This is a genomic window from Rheinheimera sp. EpRS3 (genome assembly GCF_001513785.1).
In the GTDB taxonomy this organism is placed as follows: domain Bacteria; phylum Pseudomonadota; class Gammaproteobacteria; order Enterobacterales; family Alteromonadaceae; genus Alishewanella.
Map to the genome: position 1 here is coordinate 94,048 of NZ_LNQS01000001.1, position 17,861 is coordinate 111,908.

The window sequence follows — 17,861 nt, forward strand, 5'->3', positions numbered from 1 at the left end:
CTGACTAACCATGAATTCACCCTACGTGTTATGGATCGACCAACAAAAACCTAGTGCCGAGGCGCAGCAATGTATCAGCGCTGAAGGTTACCGCTTATTACACACCCATAGCGTGACAGAGATTATCAGCCTGTGTCATGACTACCAGCCGGCGCTGGTATTTATTGACAGTGGTATGCCGCAAATGACGTTACCGGATGTGGTCACGCTGGTATACCGCAAGCTACCTGCCGCGCAAATTATCAGTATGGTCAATAATGATCAAAGCGAATTGGCGTCCGATACCTTACAAAGCGGCGCTATCGATTATTTACTTAAACCTTTTTTTGCCTCGCAGTTAAAAACCTCAATCCGTAACGCTACAGCCATGAGCAAGGGGCTGAAAGATTTAGTGGCAGTGTCGCATGCCAGCCGTCAGATCCTGCAACTGGCTAACCGGGCCGCGCAAACTGAGGCCAGTGTATTGATACTGGGCGAATCGGGTACCGGTAAAGAACGGTTGGCGCAGTTTATTCATCAGGCTTCAGATCGTGCAGATAAACCTTTTATTGCCGTTAATTGCGCGGCTATACCGGAACATATGCTTGAAGCCATGTTGTTTGGCTACAACAAAGGCGCTTTTACCGGCGCTGTCAGCCAGCAAATTGGTAAATTTGAAGCGGCCAACGGCGGCAGTATTTTGCTGGATGAAATTTCTGAGTTGCCACTGGCTTTGCAGGCCAAATTATTGCGGGTGCTGCAAGAGCGTGAACTGGAACGGCTTGGCAGTAACAACCGTATTAAGCTGGATATCCGTGTTATTGCCGCCAGTAATAAAAACCTGCGCACTCAGGTAGAGCAAGGGCTATTTCGCGAAGACTTATTCTACCGGCTGGATGTTTTACCACTAAGCTGGCCAGCGCTGCGCGAGCGGCGTGATGATATTTTGCCACTGGCAGAGTTCTTTATTAACAAGTACGGCAACGGCAAATACCGTTTAAGCCGCGGCGCAGCCGACGTGATGCTGCAATACAACTGGCCGGGCAATGTGCGTGAGCTGGAAAATGTAATGCAGCGGGCCCTGGTTATGGCGCGCGGCATTGAACTACAGGTTGCCGATCTGAATTTACCGCAATGCCACCCGCAGGCCGCCGCTATTTGTGCCAGCCTGCTTAAGCAAAGTAAGAAAAATGCCGAGTTTGATTATATTCTCGATGTACTGAACAAATGTAATGGCCATCGCACCCGCACCGCACAGGCACTGGGGGTGAGTACCCGTGCCCTGCGCTACAAATTAGCCGCCATGCGTGAGCATGGTGTCGACATAGACGCATTAGCTTCTTAAGGAATTTATGATGATTTCACCAATAAACAGCCAAAGCCAGATGCTGGATATGATGACTGCACTGCAACAGGTTGCCAGCAATGAGCGCGTTGCACCGGCTAACAATGACAGCGGCATCGGCAGCGACTTTTCCCAGGTGATCCGGTCAATCAATCAGCAGCAGAATATCGCTGCCGACATGATGACGGCAGTAGACACCGGCCAGTCTGACGATGTGGTAGGTGCTATGGTTGCCAGCCAGAAAGCCAGTTTAAGTTTCTCTATGTTGCTGCAGGCGCGTAATAAAGTTCTGAGCGGCATTGATGATGTAATGCGGATGTCACTGTAAGGACAATGTAATGAAAGGCGAAGTGGTAAAACAAATGCCCCCGGCACATATCGAGGGTAACTTTCGCGAGAAAGTCATTAATTTGTCCAGCCGGTTTAACCGGCTGCCGGGTGGTGATCGTAGCATAGCGTCAATCGCGCTGCTGGCTACGCTGGTGGCGGCAACGATAGTGCTGATTTTGTGGACTTCAGCAAAAAACTACGTGCCCTTGTATGGCAATCAGGAGCATTACGACAAAGCCAGTATTCTGGAAATTCTGGATAAAGAAAAAGTCGCCTTTCGTATTGATACCGATACCGGCAATATTATGGTGGCGCAAGACCGCCTGGCCGATGCCCGTATTACATTGGCTGCACGTGGTATTAAAGCCGCCATGCCCGAAGGGCTGTCCACCATTGGTGAAAAAGTAACCATGGGCACCAGCCAGTTTATGGAGTCCATGCAATACCAGCATGCGCTGGAGGGTGAACTGGCGCGCACTATCATCACTATGGACGGCGTGCGTAACAGCCGGGTGCATCTGGCCGTGCCAAAACGTAATTTATTTGTTGGCCGCCAGGAAGAGAAATCTGCCGCTTCTGTGATGGTAGATTTAGCACCGGGCTATGAGCTTAAACCGACTCAGGTTGAAGCAATCGTCAGCCTGATCACCGGCAGTGTGCCGGGGCTGGACCCACGCAAAGTATCGGTGGTTGATCAGCGCGGTAAATTACTTACTGGCGAGTTGTACGACGACGCCCCGATTGGCAAAGAAACCGACAAAAAACTGGCCTTTATCCAGAAACTGGAGCGCAATATTGAGCAGCGTGCCGCCATTATGCTGTTGCCGGTGCTGGGCGATGGCAATTTCCGCATTCAGATTTCATCTGACGTGGATTTCAGTGTGGTAGAAGAAACCCGCGAAGCAGTGGACCCTGCCTCGGTAATGCGGTCTGAATCAGTAAAAACCGATACTACCCTCGATCAACTGGCAATGGGCATTCCGGGGGCGTTGGCAAACCAACCTCCGTTGCCGGCGGATCAACAAGCTGATGACAATAACCAGCGTACCTCCGAGCGCAATGAAAGCAGCCGTCAGTTTGACAATGGCCGCGCTGTTACCCACACCCGCTTTGAAGTGGGCCGGTTAAAGTCGATGAGTGTGTCAGTGCTGGTAAATGAAGCTGCCGCAGGTGATGCTGGCTGGACTCAGCCGCAGCTGCAGCAATTGGGCGAAATGGTAAAAACGGCGACCGGTTTTCAGGCTGAACGTGGCGATCAGTTTAATATCACCAGTTTTGGTTTTGTCGCCGCCGAGCTGTCAAGTGCGCCGCAGGCCGGTTTGCCGTGGTGGCAACTGCCTGAGGTGAAAGAATATGCCCGCTATGTATTTGGCAGCTTAATTGCGCTGGCGCTGATCCTGTTTGGTGTACGGCCTTTGGTTAACCATCTGATCAGTGGAAAAAAACAGCGCGAGCCTGAAGCCGACAGCGCCTATACCGCCTTGTCGGATCAACCACTTTCAGCACTAAATGCGCAGCCTAATGCCAAAAACGCCCCAGATAACAGCGCAGATGCAGCTCAGGCTGATATGCCGCAAGCGGGTTTTAACGCTATGAACCTGCCCAAGATTGGTTCTGAATTTGCTGAGCAAATCAGCCATATGCAGCTCTTGGCCAGTAAAGAATCTGACAGAGTAACCGCAGTGATTAAATATTGGGTAGAGCGAGGAGTCAGCATTGAATCAACTAAGGTCTGAACATAGCCGCACTATTACCGATTTAGATCGGGCGGCCATTTTGCTGCTCAGCATGGGTGAAGAAAATGCAGCCGGCATTATAAAAAAGCTCAGCCGGCATGAAGTTAAAGCCTTGTCAGAACGTATGGCAAAGATCACCAACGTAACGCAAGACGATGTGGCATTAATTTTAAACGACTTTTTTGACTGCTACCGCAGTGAAAGCGGTGTTAGCGGTGCCTCAAGGTTGTACCTTGAGCGGGCGCTGGACAAAGCCGTAGGCCGTAAACTGGCGCGCGGCATGCTGGATGATATCTACGGCGGCGCACTGGCGGACGATTTACGCCGGTTGGAGTGGGTACCCCCTGAGCTGCTGGCACGCTTTTTAGAGCAGGAGCATGCGCAAATGCAGGCACTGTTGCTGGCTTTTTTACCGCCCGAGCAAGCCTCAGCCGTCATCGCATTATTTCCCAAACAAAAACATGACGACATTCTGTTTCGCATTGCCAGCCTGCGTGAAGTCAGCGAACACGTAATGGACGACTTGCGCCATACACTGGAAGCCTGCATTGAATTTGTTGGCGAACAGGTTGGTGCCCGCGTTAATGGCGTGGAAAAAGTGGCTGAAATTATGAACCGCTACAACGGCAATAAAGCCGAGGTAATGGAGCTGCTAAAACAACATAATGCCGAAACGGCCGAAGCAGTACAGGATAAAATGTATGACTTTGGCTCACTGGCGCGCCAAAGCGAAGATGTGCTGGCTCATCTGCTGAACGAAATACCGGATGAGCTATGGGTAGTGGCGCTAAAAGGCTGTGAACCGGCGATGCTGGACAGCATTATGTCGGCCCTGCCAAAACGGCTGGCGCAGGTTTACCGCCAGCAAATTGAAGGCACCAAAGCACAAACTGTTTCCAAAGTTGAAGCCGCCCGGGCCGAAATAATGCGCATGATCCGCCAGATGATGGCCAAAGGCGAAGTGGATTACCGTTTGTACGAAGAAGCAACACTGGGATAATTATGGCAGATCTGTATCGTTTCCCCGGTGTACAGCGCGACCTGAGCCGACAAAGCCCGGAGCAGCAACTGCAACAAGCTTATGAGCGCGGCGTGCAGGAAGGCCGGCTACAGGGCGCAGAGCAAGGGCGGTTGCAGGCACAACAGCAGGCCGAGCAACAGGCGCTGCAACAGGCTGATGCCCGCCAGCAACAAGCGATACAGCAACTGCGGCAGCAGTTTGAGCAACAATTGCAGCAGCTACAACAGCAATTGCAGCAACAACAGCAGCAACAGGAAAAACAACTGGCACAGGCCATATTTGAACTGGTTAGCAAACTGGCGACATTAACGCTGGAGGCTGAACTTAGCCTGCAGCCGGCACATTTGCAGCAGGCTATCGCCAGCGTATTAGCCTTATTGCAGGTAAACGAACAGATCGACACTATCCGGCTGTCCCCGACAGACTTTGCGCTGTGGCAGCAGATGGACATTGCCGCCCTTGGCAATATAAAGCTACAACCCGATGCCCGGCTGGTGGCAGGTAGCGCTGAATTTGTCGGTTTATCTCAGTTACATCTACTCGACTTTCGCCAGCGTCTGGCGCAAATGCTGCCGCAGTTAAAACAGCAACTGGAGAGCATCAATGAACCTGCTTGACCGCTTGCAACAGGCAGGCGGTCAGTTAGATGCCGGTGCCTTATATCAGAGCTTTGGTACTCTGGTAAGGGTAAATGGCATGGTGCTTACCGTAGCCGGTGGCCAGTACACATTAGGGCAACGTTATCAGGTAGAAATGCAGGACGGCCAGTGGGTTGAAGCTGAAGTGGTAGGTTTTGACCGCGAGCAGGCGTTTTTAATGCCACTTACCAATGCCAGTGCGCTGACAACCGGCGCCAGAGTAAAGCCGCTGCTAAGTGCCGGTGCGCTTATCGTAAGCCGGGCACTGCTGGGGCGGGTAGTTGATGGCCTGATGCAACCGCTGGACGGCGGCCCGGCCTTAACCAAAGGTGAGCATATCAGCAGCCAGTTGGCGGCGGTAAACCCAATGCAGAAAAAGGGCGTCAGTACGCCGCTGGATGTCGGCATAAAAGCTATTAATGGCTTATTTACTGTTGGCCAGGGCCAGCGGCTGGGCTTATTTGCCGGCTCTGGCGTGGGTAAAAGTAAATTGCTTGGCATGATGACACGCTTTACCAGTGCCGATGTGGTGATCGTTGGCTTAGTGGGCGAACGCGGCTGGGAAGTAAAAGACTTTATTGAACATAGCCTCGGCCCGGATGGTATGAAAAAAGCCATCGTGGTGGCAGCACCGGCCGATCAGTCGCCGTTGCTGCGGATGCGCAGTGCCGAGCTGGCGCACCGCTTAGCGGCCTGGTTTCGCGATCAGGGTTTGCATGTACTGTTACTGGTTGATTCGTTAACCCGTTACGCCCAGGCACAGCGCGAAATTGCGTTGTCAGTTGGTGAGCCGCCAGCTACCCGGGGTTATCCGCCGTCGGTGTTTAGCAAACTCACTCAGTTGGTCGAGCGCGCCGGTAACAGCAGCGATAGCAGTGGTAGCATGACAGCCATTTACACCGTGCTGGCCGAAGGCGACGATCAGCAAGACCCGATAGCCGATTCTGCCCGCGCTATTCTGGATGGTCATGTGGTATTAAGCCGCGAACTGGCCGAGCGCGGCCATTATCCGGCGATAGATATTGGCGCTTCCATCAGCCGGGTAATGCCGAATATTGTTTCCGAGCAGCAGCTGAAAAGCTGTTACAGCTTAAAACGTTTATATAGCCGTTATCAGCAGGTGCAGGAGCTGATCCCGCTGGGGGCTTATCAGGCTGGTAAAGACAGCGAGCTGGATCGCGCCGTGGCACTGTACCCGAAGATAGAGCAGTTCCTCTGTCAGGGCTTAAATGAACAGGTCGATTTCAGCCAAACCGAACAACAACTGGCAACTTTGGTGGCGCAGCATGCTTAAAAAATATCTGCAAACGCAACAGGACAACTTCGATGTCATGCGCAGCCGGCACAGCCAGTTGCAGCGTCAGGCCGAGCACGAACAACAGCGCAGCAGCCTGCTGGCACAACATATCGATAGTATGGAAACCAGCCGCCAGATGGTATGCAGCCTTAGCCTGCAAAACTTGTCTGGCTTAAAAGTCATTATGCAGGACATGGCACAGCAACAGCAGCACCGCAGCGATTTGGCGCAGCAGGAAGTGACCATGCAACAGCAGGCCTGCAGCAAGCAGGCAGCTTACAACCTGGCCATAGAGCAGGTGTTGGAAAAACGCCGCCAGCGCCAGGTATTGCAACAGCAGCGGCGCGAACAAAAACAGCAGGACGAACTGGCAATGCAAATGTATCTGCGCCAGCGCGTAACCGGCTGAGCTGACTATTTCACAATAAAATCAAAATATTGCTCGGTATATACCGGTGGCTGGTGGGTAAAGTGCCACCATTCCATGCTGTATACCTTAAAACCGGCGTCGTGCATCAGGTTTTCCAGCAGCTGCCGGTTGGCTTGTTGTGCGGCTGTAATGCCGGGCGCACCAACATTGGATACCGGATCAAACATATCAAACGCTGAGCCCATATCCAGCGGCCGCCAGTTGCCGCTGTTATCTTTCGCCGCCAGTGTTAAATCTATCGTGCTGCCACGGCTGTGGCCGGATTTTTCGGCAATATATTCACCCACCAGTTTATCTTTGCCCAGATTCGGATAGTACTGTGCTTTGGTGCGGGTATCGCTTAAATCGCTGGCCCAGCGCATAAAATGGTTTACCGCCCGTTGTGGCCGGTAGCAGTCAAATATCCACAGCGTATAACCTTGGGCTGCAGCGGCTTGCTGCACCTGCACCAGCGCCTGAGCCGCATTTTGTTGCAAATAGCATTTGTTAGCCTGGTAACCGTCTACTTTACTGCCAACAAAATTCTCTGTACCAAGGTAGGCCATGCGTACCTGCGCCTGCGGCACTAAAGTGGCGATATCGATAAAGTCAGCCGGTATCTCAGCTGGTGGCGGTGTAGCCACTGTTGCAGTCTGCGTAACTGCTGCGCAACCGGTGAGCAGTAATGCCGTTAGTGTCAGTGTTTTCATATCATCAGCACTCCGGCTAGTAAGAACGCCAGCAGCGCCAGCACACCGCAAAACAATGCATAGGGCAGTTGGGTTTTAACGTGTTCGAGTAAATCACAGCCCGAGGCGACTGAACTTACCGCTGTGCTGTCGGATATCGGCGAGCAGTGATCGCCAAACACCCCACCGCTGAGTATCGCTGCCAGCACCAAAGACGGCGGCAAACCGAGCAGTTCTACCATCGGCATGCCGATGGGGATCAAAATAGCAAAGGTGCCCCAACTGGTGCCGGTGGTAAACGAAATTAGTGCCCCGGAAAGGAATAATAACGCCGGGATCAGCACCAGCGGCAGGCTGTCATTAACGATAGAAGCAATAAAAGTACCGGTGCCCAGTAGTTTTAAACTACTGCCCAGCGCCAGCGATAACAGCACTATGGTTACCAGTGGCAGCAGTTCGCTCATACCTTTAAAGCCGATATCGACCAGTTGCTGATGTTTAAAGCGTTTGCTAAACAGCATCATGCAATACGCTACTAAACACGCCAGTGTGGTGGCATACAGCACCGATTGCGAGCCCGAACCCGACACCAATCTGCCATTGCCGGTCATCAGCATAAAGCCCAGCATTGAGGCGACCAGCGTGAGTAATGGCACCAGCATAAAAGACGGGTGGCTGGGTTTAATATCAATTTCGGTATGGGCTGACAGCGTATGCAATTCTTGCTCTGACTTACGCATCGGTCCATAAACCTTGCCGGTAATAATGGTGTACAGCACTACCGTTAAGGTAAACAGCGCATAAAAATTCAGCGGTATAGTGCCAATTAGCACACTTACAGCGTTATCGCCCAGTGAATAGTTGCTAAGCAGGCCCAGAATATAAGCGCCCCAGCCGTTAAGCAGAATAATAATGCAAATGGGTGCGCTGGTACTGTCGATAATATAGGCCAACCGGGCACGGCTCATTTTAAACTTGTCGAATAAGCCGCGTGAGCTGATACCGGCGGTAAGTGAGCTAAGGTTAGATTCGATAAAGGTCACTGAGCTGATAAAAAAGGTGAGTAAGCCTGCCTGCCGCGGGGTTTTCGCCACGCCTTTTTCGACCAGCATTTTTACCGTGGCCGACACCCCGCCAGAGTCTCGCATATAGGCCAGCAGGCCGCCTACCAGCAACGAAAACATCAAAATACGGGCGTTATCGCTGTCTTTGGTTACCGCAACAATGCGCTCCAGCGTTTGAATGCTGCCATCCAGCAACAGGCCCGGCCCGGCGCCCTGGCCGGCCTGCAAAAAAATCAGTAACTCAGCGCTGCATAACGATAGCAGCAGGGCCAGTATCACTTCTTTACGCCACAGTACAATGACAATGGCGACCAGCGCCGGAACTAAGGTTAACCAATCAGCCAAAATGGCCTCCTGTTATTATTATTGTGTTTTGCTGTGCTGCTGAATAATTTATACCGGTTGTGCCACAGTGTCGCAAGCTTTGCCGTGGCTTTTGCGATAAAGCGGCCATTGCAGCCGATTGCGACAGTAGGTGCTATTCACCGGTTTGCTGGTTTGTGATTAACTTGCATTTGTTAACAGAACTACGCCATGCTAGCAGGCTCAGGCAGTTAAGCAGAGGTGTAACATGCAAAGTGCTCTTCGTAAACTTTTGGCCAGTGGGTTTTTGGTCAGCGTATTTAGTTTAACCATGGCGGTACAGGCAATGACGATGAATAGTTTATCCCCAACGCAGTATAACGAGATTAAACAAAGCGCTTTGGATAAACCGCAACTAGTGTATGACGACATTGCGCCGCTGCTGATGCAGCACCAGCAAAACCCGTTATTTCGTTTTACGCAGTTGGGGCAGTCGGCACTGGGTACACCAATCTGGCAAATAGACATTGGCAGCGGGCCGGTAAAAATTCTGGCCTGGTCACAAATGCACGGCAATGAGTCTACCGCTACTGCGGCGCTGATGGATTTACTGAATTTTATTGCTGCAGAGCGGCAAAAAAGCTGGCGTGACACCTGGTTAAGTAAAGTGAGTATCCGCTTAATACCGATGGTAAACCCCGATGGTGCCGCTGCCGGTTCACGCTTTAACAGCATGGGCATCGATATTAACCGCGACGCCAAAGCGTTACAAAGCCCGGAAGGCCGTTTGCTAATGCAGGCCGCCAAAGAGTTTAAACCGGATTTTGGCCTTAACCTGCATGACCAAAACCGCTTTTATGCCGTAGGCGACACTAACAAACAAGCGACTATCTCGTTGCTGGCGCCGGCGTTTAACGAAGCAAAAGACATCGACGACGCCCGTAAAAAAGCCATGCAACTAATTGGCGATATGCGGGATTTGCTGGAGAGTGAGCTGCCGGGCTATCTGGCGAAATACAACGACACTTTTTCATGGCGCTCCTTTGGCGACACCTTTGCCGGTATGGGCATCAGCACCGTGCTGATTGAATCGGGTGGCCACCCGCGCGATGACAACCGTCAGGTAGCACGCAAACTTAATGCCCAGTTGCTGGTAATGAGCATTGAAAGTATCGGCAGCGGCGCTTATCAGCAACAGCCACTAAGTGCGTATCAGGCTATTCCGTTTAACCGCGATGGCGGCATTAAAGATGTGTTGATTAATAACCTGGGTATCAGTGTTAACGGCAACAAGGCTCAGGTCGATCTGGCGTTAGAGCTGGATACCAGCGGCGGTCAGGGCAGGGTGCGGGATATTGGCGATTTATCTATTTATGCTGGTTACCAGCAGTTTGACGCCAGCGGCCTGCAGTATCAGGCGCCCAAAGCCTATGCGCTTAGCCAAGCCTTAACGCTGGATAACGCCGGCTATATTGCACTGCTGCGCCAGGGTTACAGCCATTTTAGCGGTGATGCTGCATTGCTAAGCAATAACTCAGATTTCCCGGTGGTGATAAACCCCAAAGGTTTGGCTACAACAACGCCACAGCGCCACCGTTTGGCCACTTTTTTACTGCGCAATGACAAAGGCGTGCAGCTGGCGCTGTTAAACGGCCAGTTGCTGGATCTTAACAACGCTACACTGCTGGATCTTAACAAATAGTGCTAAGCCGGCTGGCGCAAGCTAGCCGGCAAGCTGTTGCCTTGCCCCGCTGACATCGTTGTCAACATAGTGTCATATCTGTGCGGTATTGTGCGCTATGGTGCAGCGATGCAATAACAGGGCAGGGCATTATGTTTAGTAAATCAGTGTCTGGCGTAAATCAGTCAGAGCCAGAGCTGCATCAGGCACTGAAAAATGCCGCGCCACTGGCACGTTATCTGGAAAAAAATGCCAGTAGTGCCGATGCAGCCGATATTTTTCAGGAGTCTATCGCCAGAGTGCTGGAGCAGGCCAGGCAAAAGCCTGTGCTTAATCCGCTGGCTTATGCCTTTACCGTGGCCCGCCATATGCTGATGCGGCTAAAACCGCTACCGGCAGAACAACCAGACGAGCTGGCCTGCCAAAGCGCCAACCCGGAAGAAATGGCCAGTTTGCAGCAAACGGTTACTCTGTTTAGTCAGGCGCTGGAAGCTATGCCTGCGTTACGGCGTCAGGTATTTGTGTTGTACCGCATGGAGGGCAAAAGCCGCAGCTGTATTGCTGCTTTACTGCAAATCAGTGAAGAAGCGGTATCTAAGCATGTCAGCCGCGCTCTGGCAGATATTCAGCGTCAAATCGATCGGCAGCGCGCGGTGTAACATTAGCGCTGGGTAAATAAAACCCGTTAAGTGAATACCCTCTTTTTATTACAGGATTTTGAGTACAGCACCTTGAGTACAGCAGAACAAACAGAACAGGATCTGTATTTACAGGCCGCAGCCTGGGTAGAAAAGCTCGCCGCCGGTGAGCTGGATAACCTGAGCAAAAGGCGGTTTAGCCATTGGCTGGATGCCGATCCGCGCCACCGCGAGCTGTTATTGTCGATGCTGCAAACCTGGCAGGATCCGGCGTTAACCAAAGCATTGGCCGCCTATCAGCCACATCCGCTAAAACGCTGGCGGCTTGCATTATCGCGCTCTCATTTAACCGGCGCAGCTATATTTCCCCGGGCGCTGTCTTTAACTGCAGTCGCATGCAGCGCTGTGCTGGCAGTGGCGCTGTATCTGGGCCATGGCAGCTTGTTTCATACCGCTGCGCCTTATGAATTAAAAACAGCGCAGGCCAGCACTATGCACCAGACGCTGGGCGATGGCTCGGTGGTAGATATGGCCGCCGCCAGCCAGCTAACGGTGCTTTTTAGCGCAGATAAACGCCAGGTAGTGCAGGGGCTGGGCGCTGCCTATTTTGCCGTAGCCAAAGATAAACAACGGCCATTTGAAGTACGGCTGGATCAAGCTACGGTGGTAGCGGTAGGCACGGAATTTAATATCGACCGTGACCCGGATCTGATAGATATCACGGTGTACGAAGGGGCAGTGCAGGTACAGGCCACTGCCACCGGCCCACGGCAGCTGCTTAAAGCCGGTGAGCGGGTGCGCATCAGGCAGAATAAGTTATCAAAGGTAGAAAAAGTCGACCTGCAGCAATTGGTTGACTGGCGCTCGGGCTGGATAGAAATTGAAAACGAACCCTTAGCCTATTTGCTGCACCGGTTAAACCGTTCAACTGATGTACCTGTGAGTGCCAGTGCTGAAGTCGCGGGCTTAAGAGTGGCCGGTCGCTTTGAGCTGGCCAATACGCAGCAGACGTTACAGGCATTAACAGAAGCCTATGGCCTGACGTTGCAACAACACAGCAGCGGTATCCGGTTAAGCCGGTCGCCGCACCCGTCACTGCAGTAGCATGGCCGGGCTTGTGCCAGTGCAGCCTGTGTTTTATCTGGTGTTGTTACTGTTATTTAGCCCTGCTGTGTGGCCCGCAGCGCAGCATAATCCTGAACCGCAGCAAAAGGCGGCTGATCGCCAGCGTTATGCTCTGCCAGCGCAACCGCTGTCGGCGGCATTATTGCAATTTGCCCGCCAGGTAAATAAACCCTTATTGTATAACCCGGCCCAACTTGCCGGCCTACAGGCGCCCGCAGTGGCGGGGGACTTTACCGCTGACGAAGTATTACAGCAACTGCTGGCACAGCAGCCGCTGGAGGCCATACCCCGAGGCTCAGGCTGGTTAATTAAAGCTGAAGCTAAAGTGCCAGCTGCAACGCCTGCTGCCCCGGCAGCTAAACCCACAGCTAGCGCACCGGCGATGGAAGTTATAGCCGTGCGGGCTAATGGTGGCGTGCATCGGCATAACAGCGCCACCACGCTGTTGCCCATAGCTGAAACCCTAAAGCGGCAGGCGATGATTGCGCAAGACTCGCTGGTAGCAGAAGACATTACCGACTTCCCGGCACTGAATGTCGCCAATGCCATATCGCGGGTGCCGGGCATTAGTATTACCCGCGAGTGGGGCGAAGGCCGGCAGATTTCACTGCGCGGTTTAGGCCCTGATTTTACCCGGGTGCAGGTAAACGGTATGGAAACACTGGGCACCTCATCGTCACCAATGGATGCGCGCGGCGCTCTGTCGCGTAGCCGCGCCTTTGACTTCAACATTTTTGCTGCCGAGCTGTTTAACCAGATTGATGTAAAAAAATCCTACTCTGCTGAGCAAGAAGAAGGCGGCATTGCCGGTACGGTAAATTTGCGCACCGCCAAACCTTTTGATTATGCCGCCCACAAAGCCAGTATTTCTGCCCAGCTTGGCAGCAACAGCAACGCCAATAGCAATTTAAGCCGAGCTGATCCGCGTTTTTCTGCGCTGGTATCAAAGCGCTGGTCTGATCTTGGCGCCCTTATTTCGCTTACTTACAGCAGCCGTGCCACTAACGAATACGGCAGCAACACCACGCGCTGGCGCCGGGAAAGCGGCAAACAGGCGGCAGATCCCAACAATAGCGCCTTACAAAGCCTGTTAGATTCCGGCGACTTATGGTTTCCACGCGGTCAGCGCTTGTCGGTGTGGGAAAATCAGCAACAGCGCTTAGGTATAACGGCAGCGTTACAGTATCAGCCCGTGGCGCAGTTAAATCTGTTATTGGATGTAATGCACGGCAAGCTGCAAAACCAGCTGTCTGAGCATCACCATGCGGTAAAAGATAATAATCTGGTGCAGGATTTAATTTGGCGCGACAGCAACGGTGATGGCACAGGTGATAAAGAAGTGCTGTATGCCCGCTATAAAAATGCCAGCTGGCGCAATGAAAACCGGCAAGACTATAACGAGTCGGTGTTTAGCCAAATCAGCCTGAGCGCCGATTGGGCACTTAGCCACAATCTGCAACTGCGCGCTATGTTGGGCCACAGTTCATCCGACTACCGCCAGCCGCTGCTAAGCAAGCTGAATATTGAGGCAAAACAACAAGCCGATATCGTTACTGATTTTAGCCGGGATACCTTTTATGGCCGCAGCTATTCCAACAACTTTGATGTTACGGCACCGGCGGGCTACACCGTAAGGGATCTATTTTTTCAGTCTAACTTTACCTATTCCGACTTTGACAATGCCAGGCTGGATTTTACCTGGCAGCTTAGCGACAGCAGCGTACTAACCTTTGGTTTGCACCATAAAACCTTTAACAATTCTGGTTTTCAGCAAGAGGCCAGCGGCTTTCCGCACAGTAGTGCTACGCCGTTAAATCAGGGCATGGTTAGTCTGAATGCTAAACAAGTACAGCTTTATAGCGGCCACCCTGACCAACGCTGGTTGCAAGGCGATATCGCCGCTTTGCAGGCGTTTTATGGCCTGAGCGGTTTTGCTTTAACCGAAGCCGATACCATTGCCAGTTCGGTGTACCGGTTAACTGAGCAAACCAATGCTGGCTACCTGCAATATCAGCAAGAATTTGCTGTGGCCGGTGCGCCGCTGCGGGCCAGCCTGGGCCTGCGCTACTTTAATACCCAGCTTGCCAGCCAAACGCCGGCGCAGAGTTTAGCTAACAGCGGCCCGGCCAGCGCCGAGCCAGCCAACTTTGTGCGGCATTACAGTGGTTACCTGCCGGGGCTGGATATATCCTATGAATTTGCCGACGACATGCTATGGCGCTTAGGCCTGAGTAAAAATATCACCCGGCCATCATTAAGTGATTTAGCGCTGTTTACCAATGTCACCCAAACCTCGCTTGGCGAAACCGATATTGGCCAAATCAACACCGGCAACCCGCAGCTAAAGCCGTTTAGCGCTAACAACCTGGATACCGCGCTGGAATGGTATTTTGCCGATGGCGGGCTGTTTTCTGCCGCGCTGTTTTATAAAGATATTGAGCACTTTATTGCCATTGAAACCCGGCCGGTTATCTACCGCGAACTGGGTTTGCCCGGCGCCTTATTGCCAGAGGGCAAAACGGTAGATGATGTGTTTAATTTATCCTCACCGCAAAATGGCGGCCCCTCGTCAATTAAAGGCGTTGAACTGGCACTGCAGCGTAATCTGGATTTTCTGCCGACGCCGTTTAATCAGTTTGGCGTAACGGCCAACTACACCTGGGCCGACGGTAATACGCTGTACCGTAATGTGCAAAACTCTGGCGAAGATCAAGTTAAAGCTTTTGCCGGTTTATCCAGACACAGCTACAACCTGGCGCTGTACTACGACACCCCGCGCTGGGGCGCACGGCTAACTACGGTCTATCGCAGCCGTTATATTGCCGCAGTAGAAAGCGGTTCTATTGATGACGACGAGCGCGGTTATCACGCCAGCACTAATATCGATTTCTCAGCGTTTTACCGCTTAAACGACTATATAAAACTGAATATTGAAGCGCTTAACCTGACTAATCTGCGCGAAGAGTTGTATAGCGATTCCAGCGACAGAGCCTATAACAGCACCTATAGCGGCCGCACTTATATGTTGGGGGTTACGGCAGAGTTTTAATGGAGGTTTTGCTGCGGCTGACTAAGCCAGTGTTGGCTAAGCTAGTGTTAGCAGAGAAAGCCGCTTCGCAGGTTTTTAAGCAAAGCGGCAAGTTAGCTGTTAACGCGCGGGTTTACCGGTGTAACTTACCGATAAAACGCTTCAACAGTGCCTTTTAGTGTCATTAACAGCGGCTGGCCACGGCGGTCCAGCGCTTTGGCAGCAGCCACTTTCACCCAACCTTCGCTGATGCAATATTCTTCCACATCAAAACGCTCTTTGCCGTTTAGCTTAATACCAATGTCATGCTCGAAAATTGCTGCCACATAATGCTTGCTGCGCGGGTTAACTGAAAGGCGATCCGGTAACTCCGGGCGTGCAGTGTCGTTTTTTACAGTGTCGTTCATGGCTTCGGCCTATGGTAAATAAAATATGCGCCATTGTAGGCAAAGCAGGCATTGTGCTCAAGGCAAAACTACATGTACCTGTAAGGTATTGTCAGCCATAGAAAAACGGCGTAGTGTTTTCTACTATTTATATTCGCGGGTTAGCCTGTATTAAAGTACGGAGGAGCCAGTTGAATGAGCATCAAGTTTACTATGAGGCCACCGTTTGAAAATAGAAATGGGTACTGCCGAAGACTATCACCACTGCATAGCAATTAAACATGAGTACTTCAAATGTCGAGACGCATTTGAGCAATTTAGAAAGTCAGCTGAAAGTTTGATACTTTCAGGCTATGAAAAACAAAAGTCGTATCGCGCATACAACTCGTATTCATACTTTATCCATCACTTATATGAATTTCTATTGGCATGTCATGCTCGAGATTATGAAAACTCAAACATTACTAATAAAAAGGGCCCTGAACGAATTGAATTTTTAGATAGCTTAATTACTGAAGATACCTATAGGGTAGTCAAAGCAAGAATCGACCGTATTAAGCAAGGCAGGGCACCAAGTCATGAGAACGATATTTCTCATTACGAGCAGTTGCTACCTATTCCTGAATTATTTGCTTTAGACTTCAGAGTCCACCGCAACAAATTAGCAGGGCATGCATCATATGAACGTACGAAAAACTTCAATTTAACCAATTTCTACGAGAAATATCACTTTTATCTTTACCTGTTGTATGTTGATGTTGGTGACTCTTGGGGACGGCAAAGCACTGAGTTTCCTGAGTTTGAAGACGTTACAAATTTTATGAGAACAATGGTAAGAAAATAAATTTAAAATTTCTTTGAGTTTGATTCGACACGCGAAGTATTTTTGTTTTACGTTAAACTTGTTGTTTGAGGTGTACCGTGAAAGCCATAGTTATTGGGAGCTACAAACCTGAGAAGTGTATGACATGTGCATTTGGAGGCACTTTTATTTATGAAAAAGTTATACAGAGGGGTGTCAGCCGAACTTGATGCCCTTAATCAGGGAATTCTCAAACCTTATGGTAATACAGTCAGTAGTAGCGTCGACTTCGGTCAAGAAGGTGCTGCTTTTAGAGCTGGCTATACATGGGGAGAATCGTTAGAAAATGGAGTATTAGCACATCAAGTAGATTCTGGAATGAAAAATTTGGGTTTTATCTCTACATCGACCAGCTTTGAAGTCGCCAGGCATTTTGCGACAAGGGGGAATACATGTGATGGGTATATGTACACGCTGGATGTAGAGAAATTTCAAGGTGCAGGAGTAAAGATAGTTGAGTCTGAACATTCCCCTTATCCCGATGAAAATGAAATTTCGATCTATGCGGAAGATGGCGGGTGTATTCCTGATATCGTTATTCTCACAAAGCAATTTATAAAGAAGGCTCAATTTTAAATACACCGAGCATGTAGGTCACCTGCATCCTAAGACGGGATGGGAGGCGATCCATCACATTAGCCTGACCCTGTGTGCACTGTAGGCAAGGTCGGCAGGCTGCTCAAGTGCGGCGGTAAGAAACAAAGAAAATGGGGCTGGTAGCCCTGTGTCTGCTACCAACCTTTGACCAAAACCACTATGCACCATAAGATAGCCGCTACCTAACTCAACTAACAGAGTTCACTATGAAAATTGCTTTGATTATCATTATTCTTGCTTGCATTGCTTATTACTTCTACAACAACGCCAACAACCAAAAATCCGCTGCGCTGAACCATGAAAAAGGCAGTGCATTTTTAGCTGAAAACAGTAAAAAAGACGGCGTAAAAACTACTGCTTCAGGCCTGCAATATGAAGTGTTACAAAGCGGCAACGGTGAAAGTCAGCCAACGGCCAGCAGCACAGTGCGGGTGCATTACCACGGCACTCTGATTGACGGCACAGTATTCGATTCTTCAGTTGAGCGCGACGAAACTATTTCTTTCCCGCTAAACCGTGTTATTCCCGGCTGGACCGAAGGTTTACAGCTGATGAAAGTTGGCGATAAATTTCGCTTTTATATTCCGTCAGGTCTGGGCTACGGCGACCGCAGCACCGGCAAAATTCCGGCAGGTTCTGTACTGATTTTTGATGTGGAATTATTTGAGATCCAATAAAGAATGCAAGCCTCGGGGGCGGGCCCAATGCATGGCCCCCAATGCGCAGCTCTCAC

Annotated in this window: 17 protein-coding genes; 14 read left to right on the top strand and 3 right to left on the bottom strand. The window is 51.0% G+C overall.

The genetic code is table 11. The features are described 5' to 3' along the window. Positions 1–10 precede the first annotated feature (10 nt). From AR688_RS00455 to AR688_RS00485, 7 genes are read left to right on the top strand one after another with little or no spacing between them, the layout of a single operon-like run. Positions 11–1,324: a sigma-54-dependent transcriptional regulator gene (locus AR688_RS00455; protein WP_068227706.1), complete on the top strand. Its 1,314-nt coding sequence runs from the start codon at positions 11–13 to the stop codon at positions 1,322–1,324. A 7-nt stretch (positions 1,325–1,331) separates the two neighbouring features. Beyond that, positions 1,332–1,652, top strand: coding sequence for a flagellar hook-basal body complex protein FliE (locus tag AR688_RS00460; RefSeq protein WP_068227708.1), 321 nt, complete (start codon positions 1,332–1,334; stop codon positions 1,650–1,652). Between the two features lie 10 nt (positions 1,653–1,662). Next, complete coding sequence (gene fliF, locus AR688_RS00465; protein WP_068227711.1) at positions 1,663–3,390, top strand: flagellar basal-body MS-ring/collar protein FliF; 1,728 nt, start codon at positions 1,663–1,665, stop codon at positions 3,388–3,390. After that, positions 3,371–4,390: a FliG C-terminal domain-containing protein gene (locus AR688_RS00470; protein WP_068227713.1), complete on the top strand. Its 1,020-nt coding sequence runs from the start codon at positions 3,371–3,373 to the stop codon at positions 4,388–4,390. The genes fliF and AR688_RS00470 overlap by 20 nt, the downstream gene beginning before the upstream one ends. A gap of 2 nt (positions 4,391–4,392) precedes the next feature. Beyond that, on the top strand, positions 4,393–5,028 hold the full coding sequence (locus AR688_RS00475; protein ID WP_068227715.1) for a FliH/SctL family protein: 636 nt from the start codon (positions 4,393–4,395) through the stop codon (positions 5,026–5,028). Continuing rightward, positions 5,015–6,343, top strand: coding sequence for a FliI/YscN family ATPase (locus AR688_RS00480; RefSeq protein WP_082694636.1), 1,329 nt, complete (start codon positions 5,015–5,017; stop codon positions 6,341–6,343). The genes AR688_RS00475 and AR688_RS00480 overlap by 14 nt, the downstream gene beginning before the upstream one ends. After that, complete coding sequence (locus AR688_RS00485) at positions 6,336–6,755, top strand: hypothetical protein (protein ID WP_068227716.1); 420 nt, start codon at positions 6,336–6,338, stop codon at positions 6,753–6,755. The genes AR688_RS00480 and AR688_RS00485 overlap by 8 nt, the downstream gene beginning before the upstream one ends. A gap of 5 nt (positions 6,756–6,760) precedes the next feature. Here the strand turns inward: AR688_RS00485 and AR688_RS00490 are convergent, their stop codons facing one another. Further along, positions 6,761–7,465: a M15 family metallopeptidase gene (locus AR688_RS00490; protein WP_068227718.1), complete on the bottom strand. Its 705-nt coding sequence runs from the start codon at positions 7,463–7,465 to the stop codon at positions 6,761–6,763. Beyond that, positions 7,462–8,853, bottom strand: a complete 1,392-nt coding sequence (locus AR688_RS00495) for a Na+/H+ antiporter NhaC family protein (RefSeq protein ID WP_068227721.1) — start codon at positions 8,851–8,853, stop codon at positions 7,462–7,464. The genes AR688_RS00490 and AR688_RS00495 overlap by 4 nt, the downstream gene beginning before the upstream one ends. Positions 8,854–9,079: 226 nt before the next feature. Here AR688_RS00495 and AR688_RS00500 point away from each other — a divergent pair, with 226 nt between their 5' ends. The 4 genes from AR688_RS00500 (at position 9,080) to AR688_RS00515 (ending at position 15,304) form a co-directional block, all read left to right on the top strand. After that, on the top strand, positions 9,080–10,513 hold the full coding sequence (locus AR688_RS00500) for a M14 family zinc carboxypeptidase (RefSeq protein ID WP_068227727.1): 1,434 nt from the start codon (positions 9,080–9,082) through the stop codon (positions 10,511–10,513). A gap of 131 nt (positions 10,514–10,644) precedes the next feature. Beyond that, the gene (locus tag AR688_RS00505) at positions 10,645–11,151 is read left to right on the top strand and encodes an RNA polymerase sigma factor (protein WP_068227732.1); all 507 of its coding nucleotides are present in this window, start codon (positions 10,645–10,647) and stop codon (positions 11,149–11,151) included. A 30-nt stretch (positions 11,152–11,181) separates the two neighbouring features. Continuing rightward, complete coding sequence (locus AR688_RS00510) at positions 11,182–12,234, top strand: FecR family protein (RefSeq protein ID WP_068227735.1); 1,053 nt, start codon at positions 11,182–11,184, stop codon at positions 12,232–12,234. Between the two features lies 1 nt (position 12,235). Next, positions 12,236–15,304, top strand: a complete 3,069-nt coding sequence (locus tag AR688_RS00515; protein WP_082694637.1) for a TonB-dependent receptor — start codon at positions 12,236–12,238, stop codon at positions 15,302–15,304. A 125-nt stretch (positions 15,305–15,429) separates the two neighbouring features. Here AR688_RS00515 and AR688_RS00520 read toward each other — a convergent pair whose 3' ends face one another. Beyond that, entirely contained in the window at positions 15,430–15,690 is a 261-nt protein-coding gene (locus AR688_RS00520; RefSeq protein ID WP_068227738.1) for a DUF3297 family protein, read from the bottom strand. Between the two features lie 205 nt (positions 15,691–15,895). Here AR688_RS00520 and AR688_RS00525 point away from each other — a divergent pair, with 205 nt between their 5' ends. The 3 genes from AR688_RS00525 to AR688_RS00535 all read left to right on the top strand — a co-directional run bounded on the left by AR688_RS00525 (position 15,896) and on the right by AR688_RS00535 (position 17,805). Further along, entirely contained in the window at positions 15,896–16,513 is a 618-nt protein-coding gene (locus AR688_RS00525; RefSeq protein ID WP_068227741.1) for a hypothetical protein, read from the top strand. A 150-nt stretch (positions 16,514–16,663) separates the two neighbouring features. After that, positions 16,664–17,107, top strand: a complete 444-nt coding sequence (locus AR688_RS00530; RefSeq protein WP_068227744.1) for a hypothetical protein — start codon at positions 16,664–16,666, stop codon at positions 17,105–17,107. A 227-nt stretch (positions 17,108–17,334) separates the two neighbouring features. Next, positions 17,335–17,805: an FKBP-type peptidyl-prolyl cis-trans isomerase gene (locus AR688_RS00535; protein ID WP_068227747.1), complete on the top strand. Its 471-nt coding sequence runs from the start codon at positions 17,335–17,337 to the stop codon at positions 17,803–17,805. Positions 17,806–17,861: the final 56 nt, after the last annotated feature.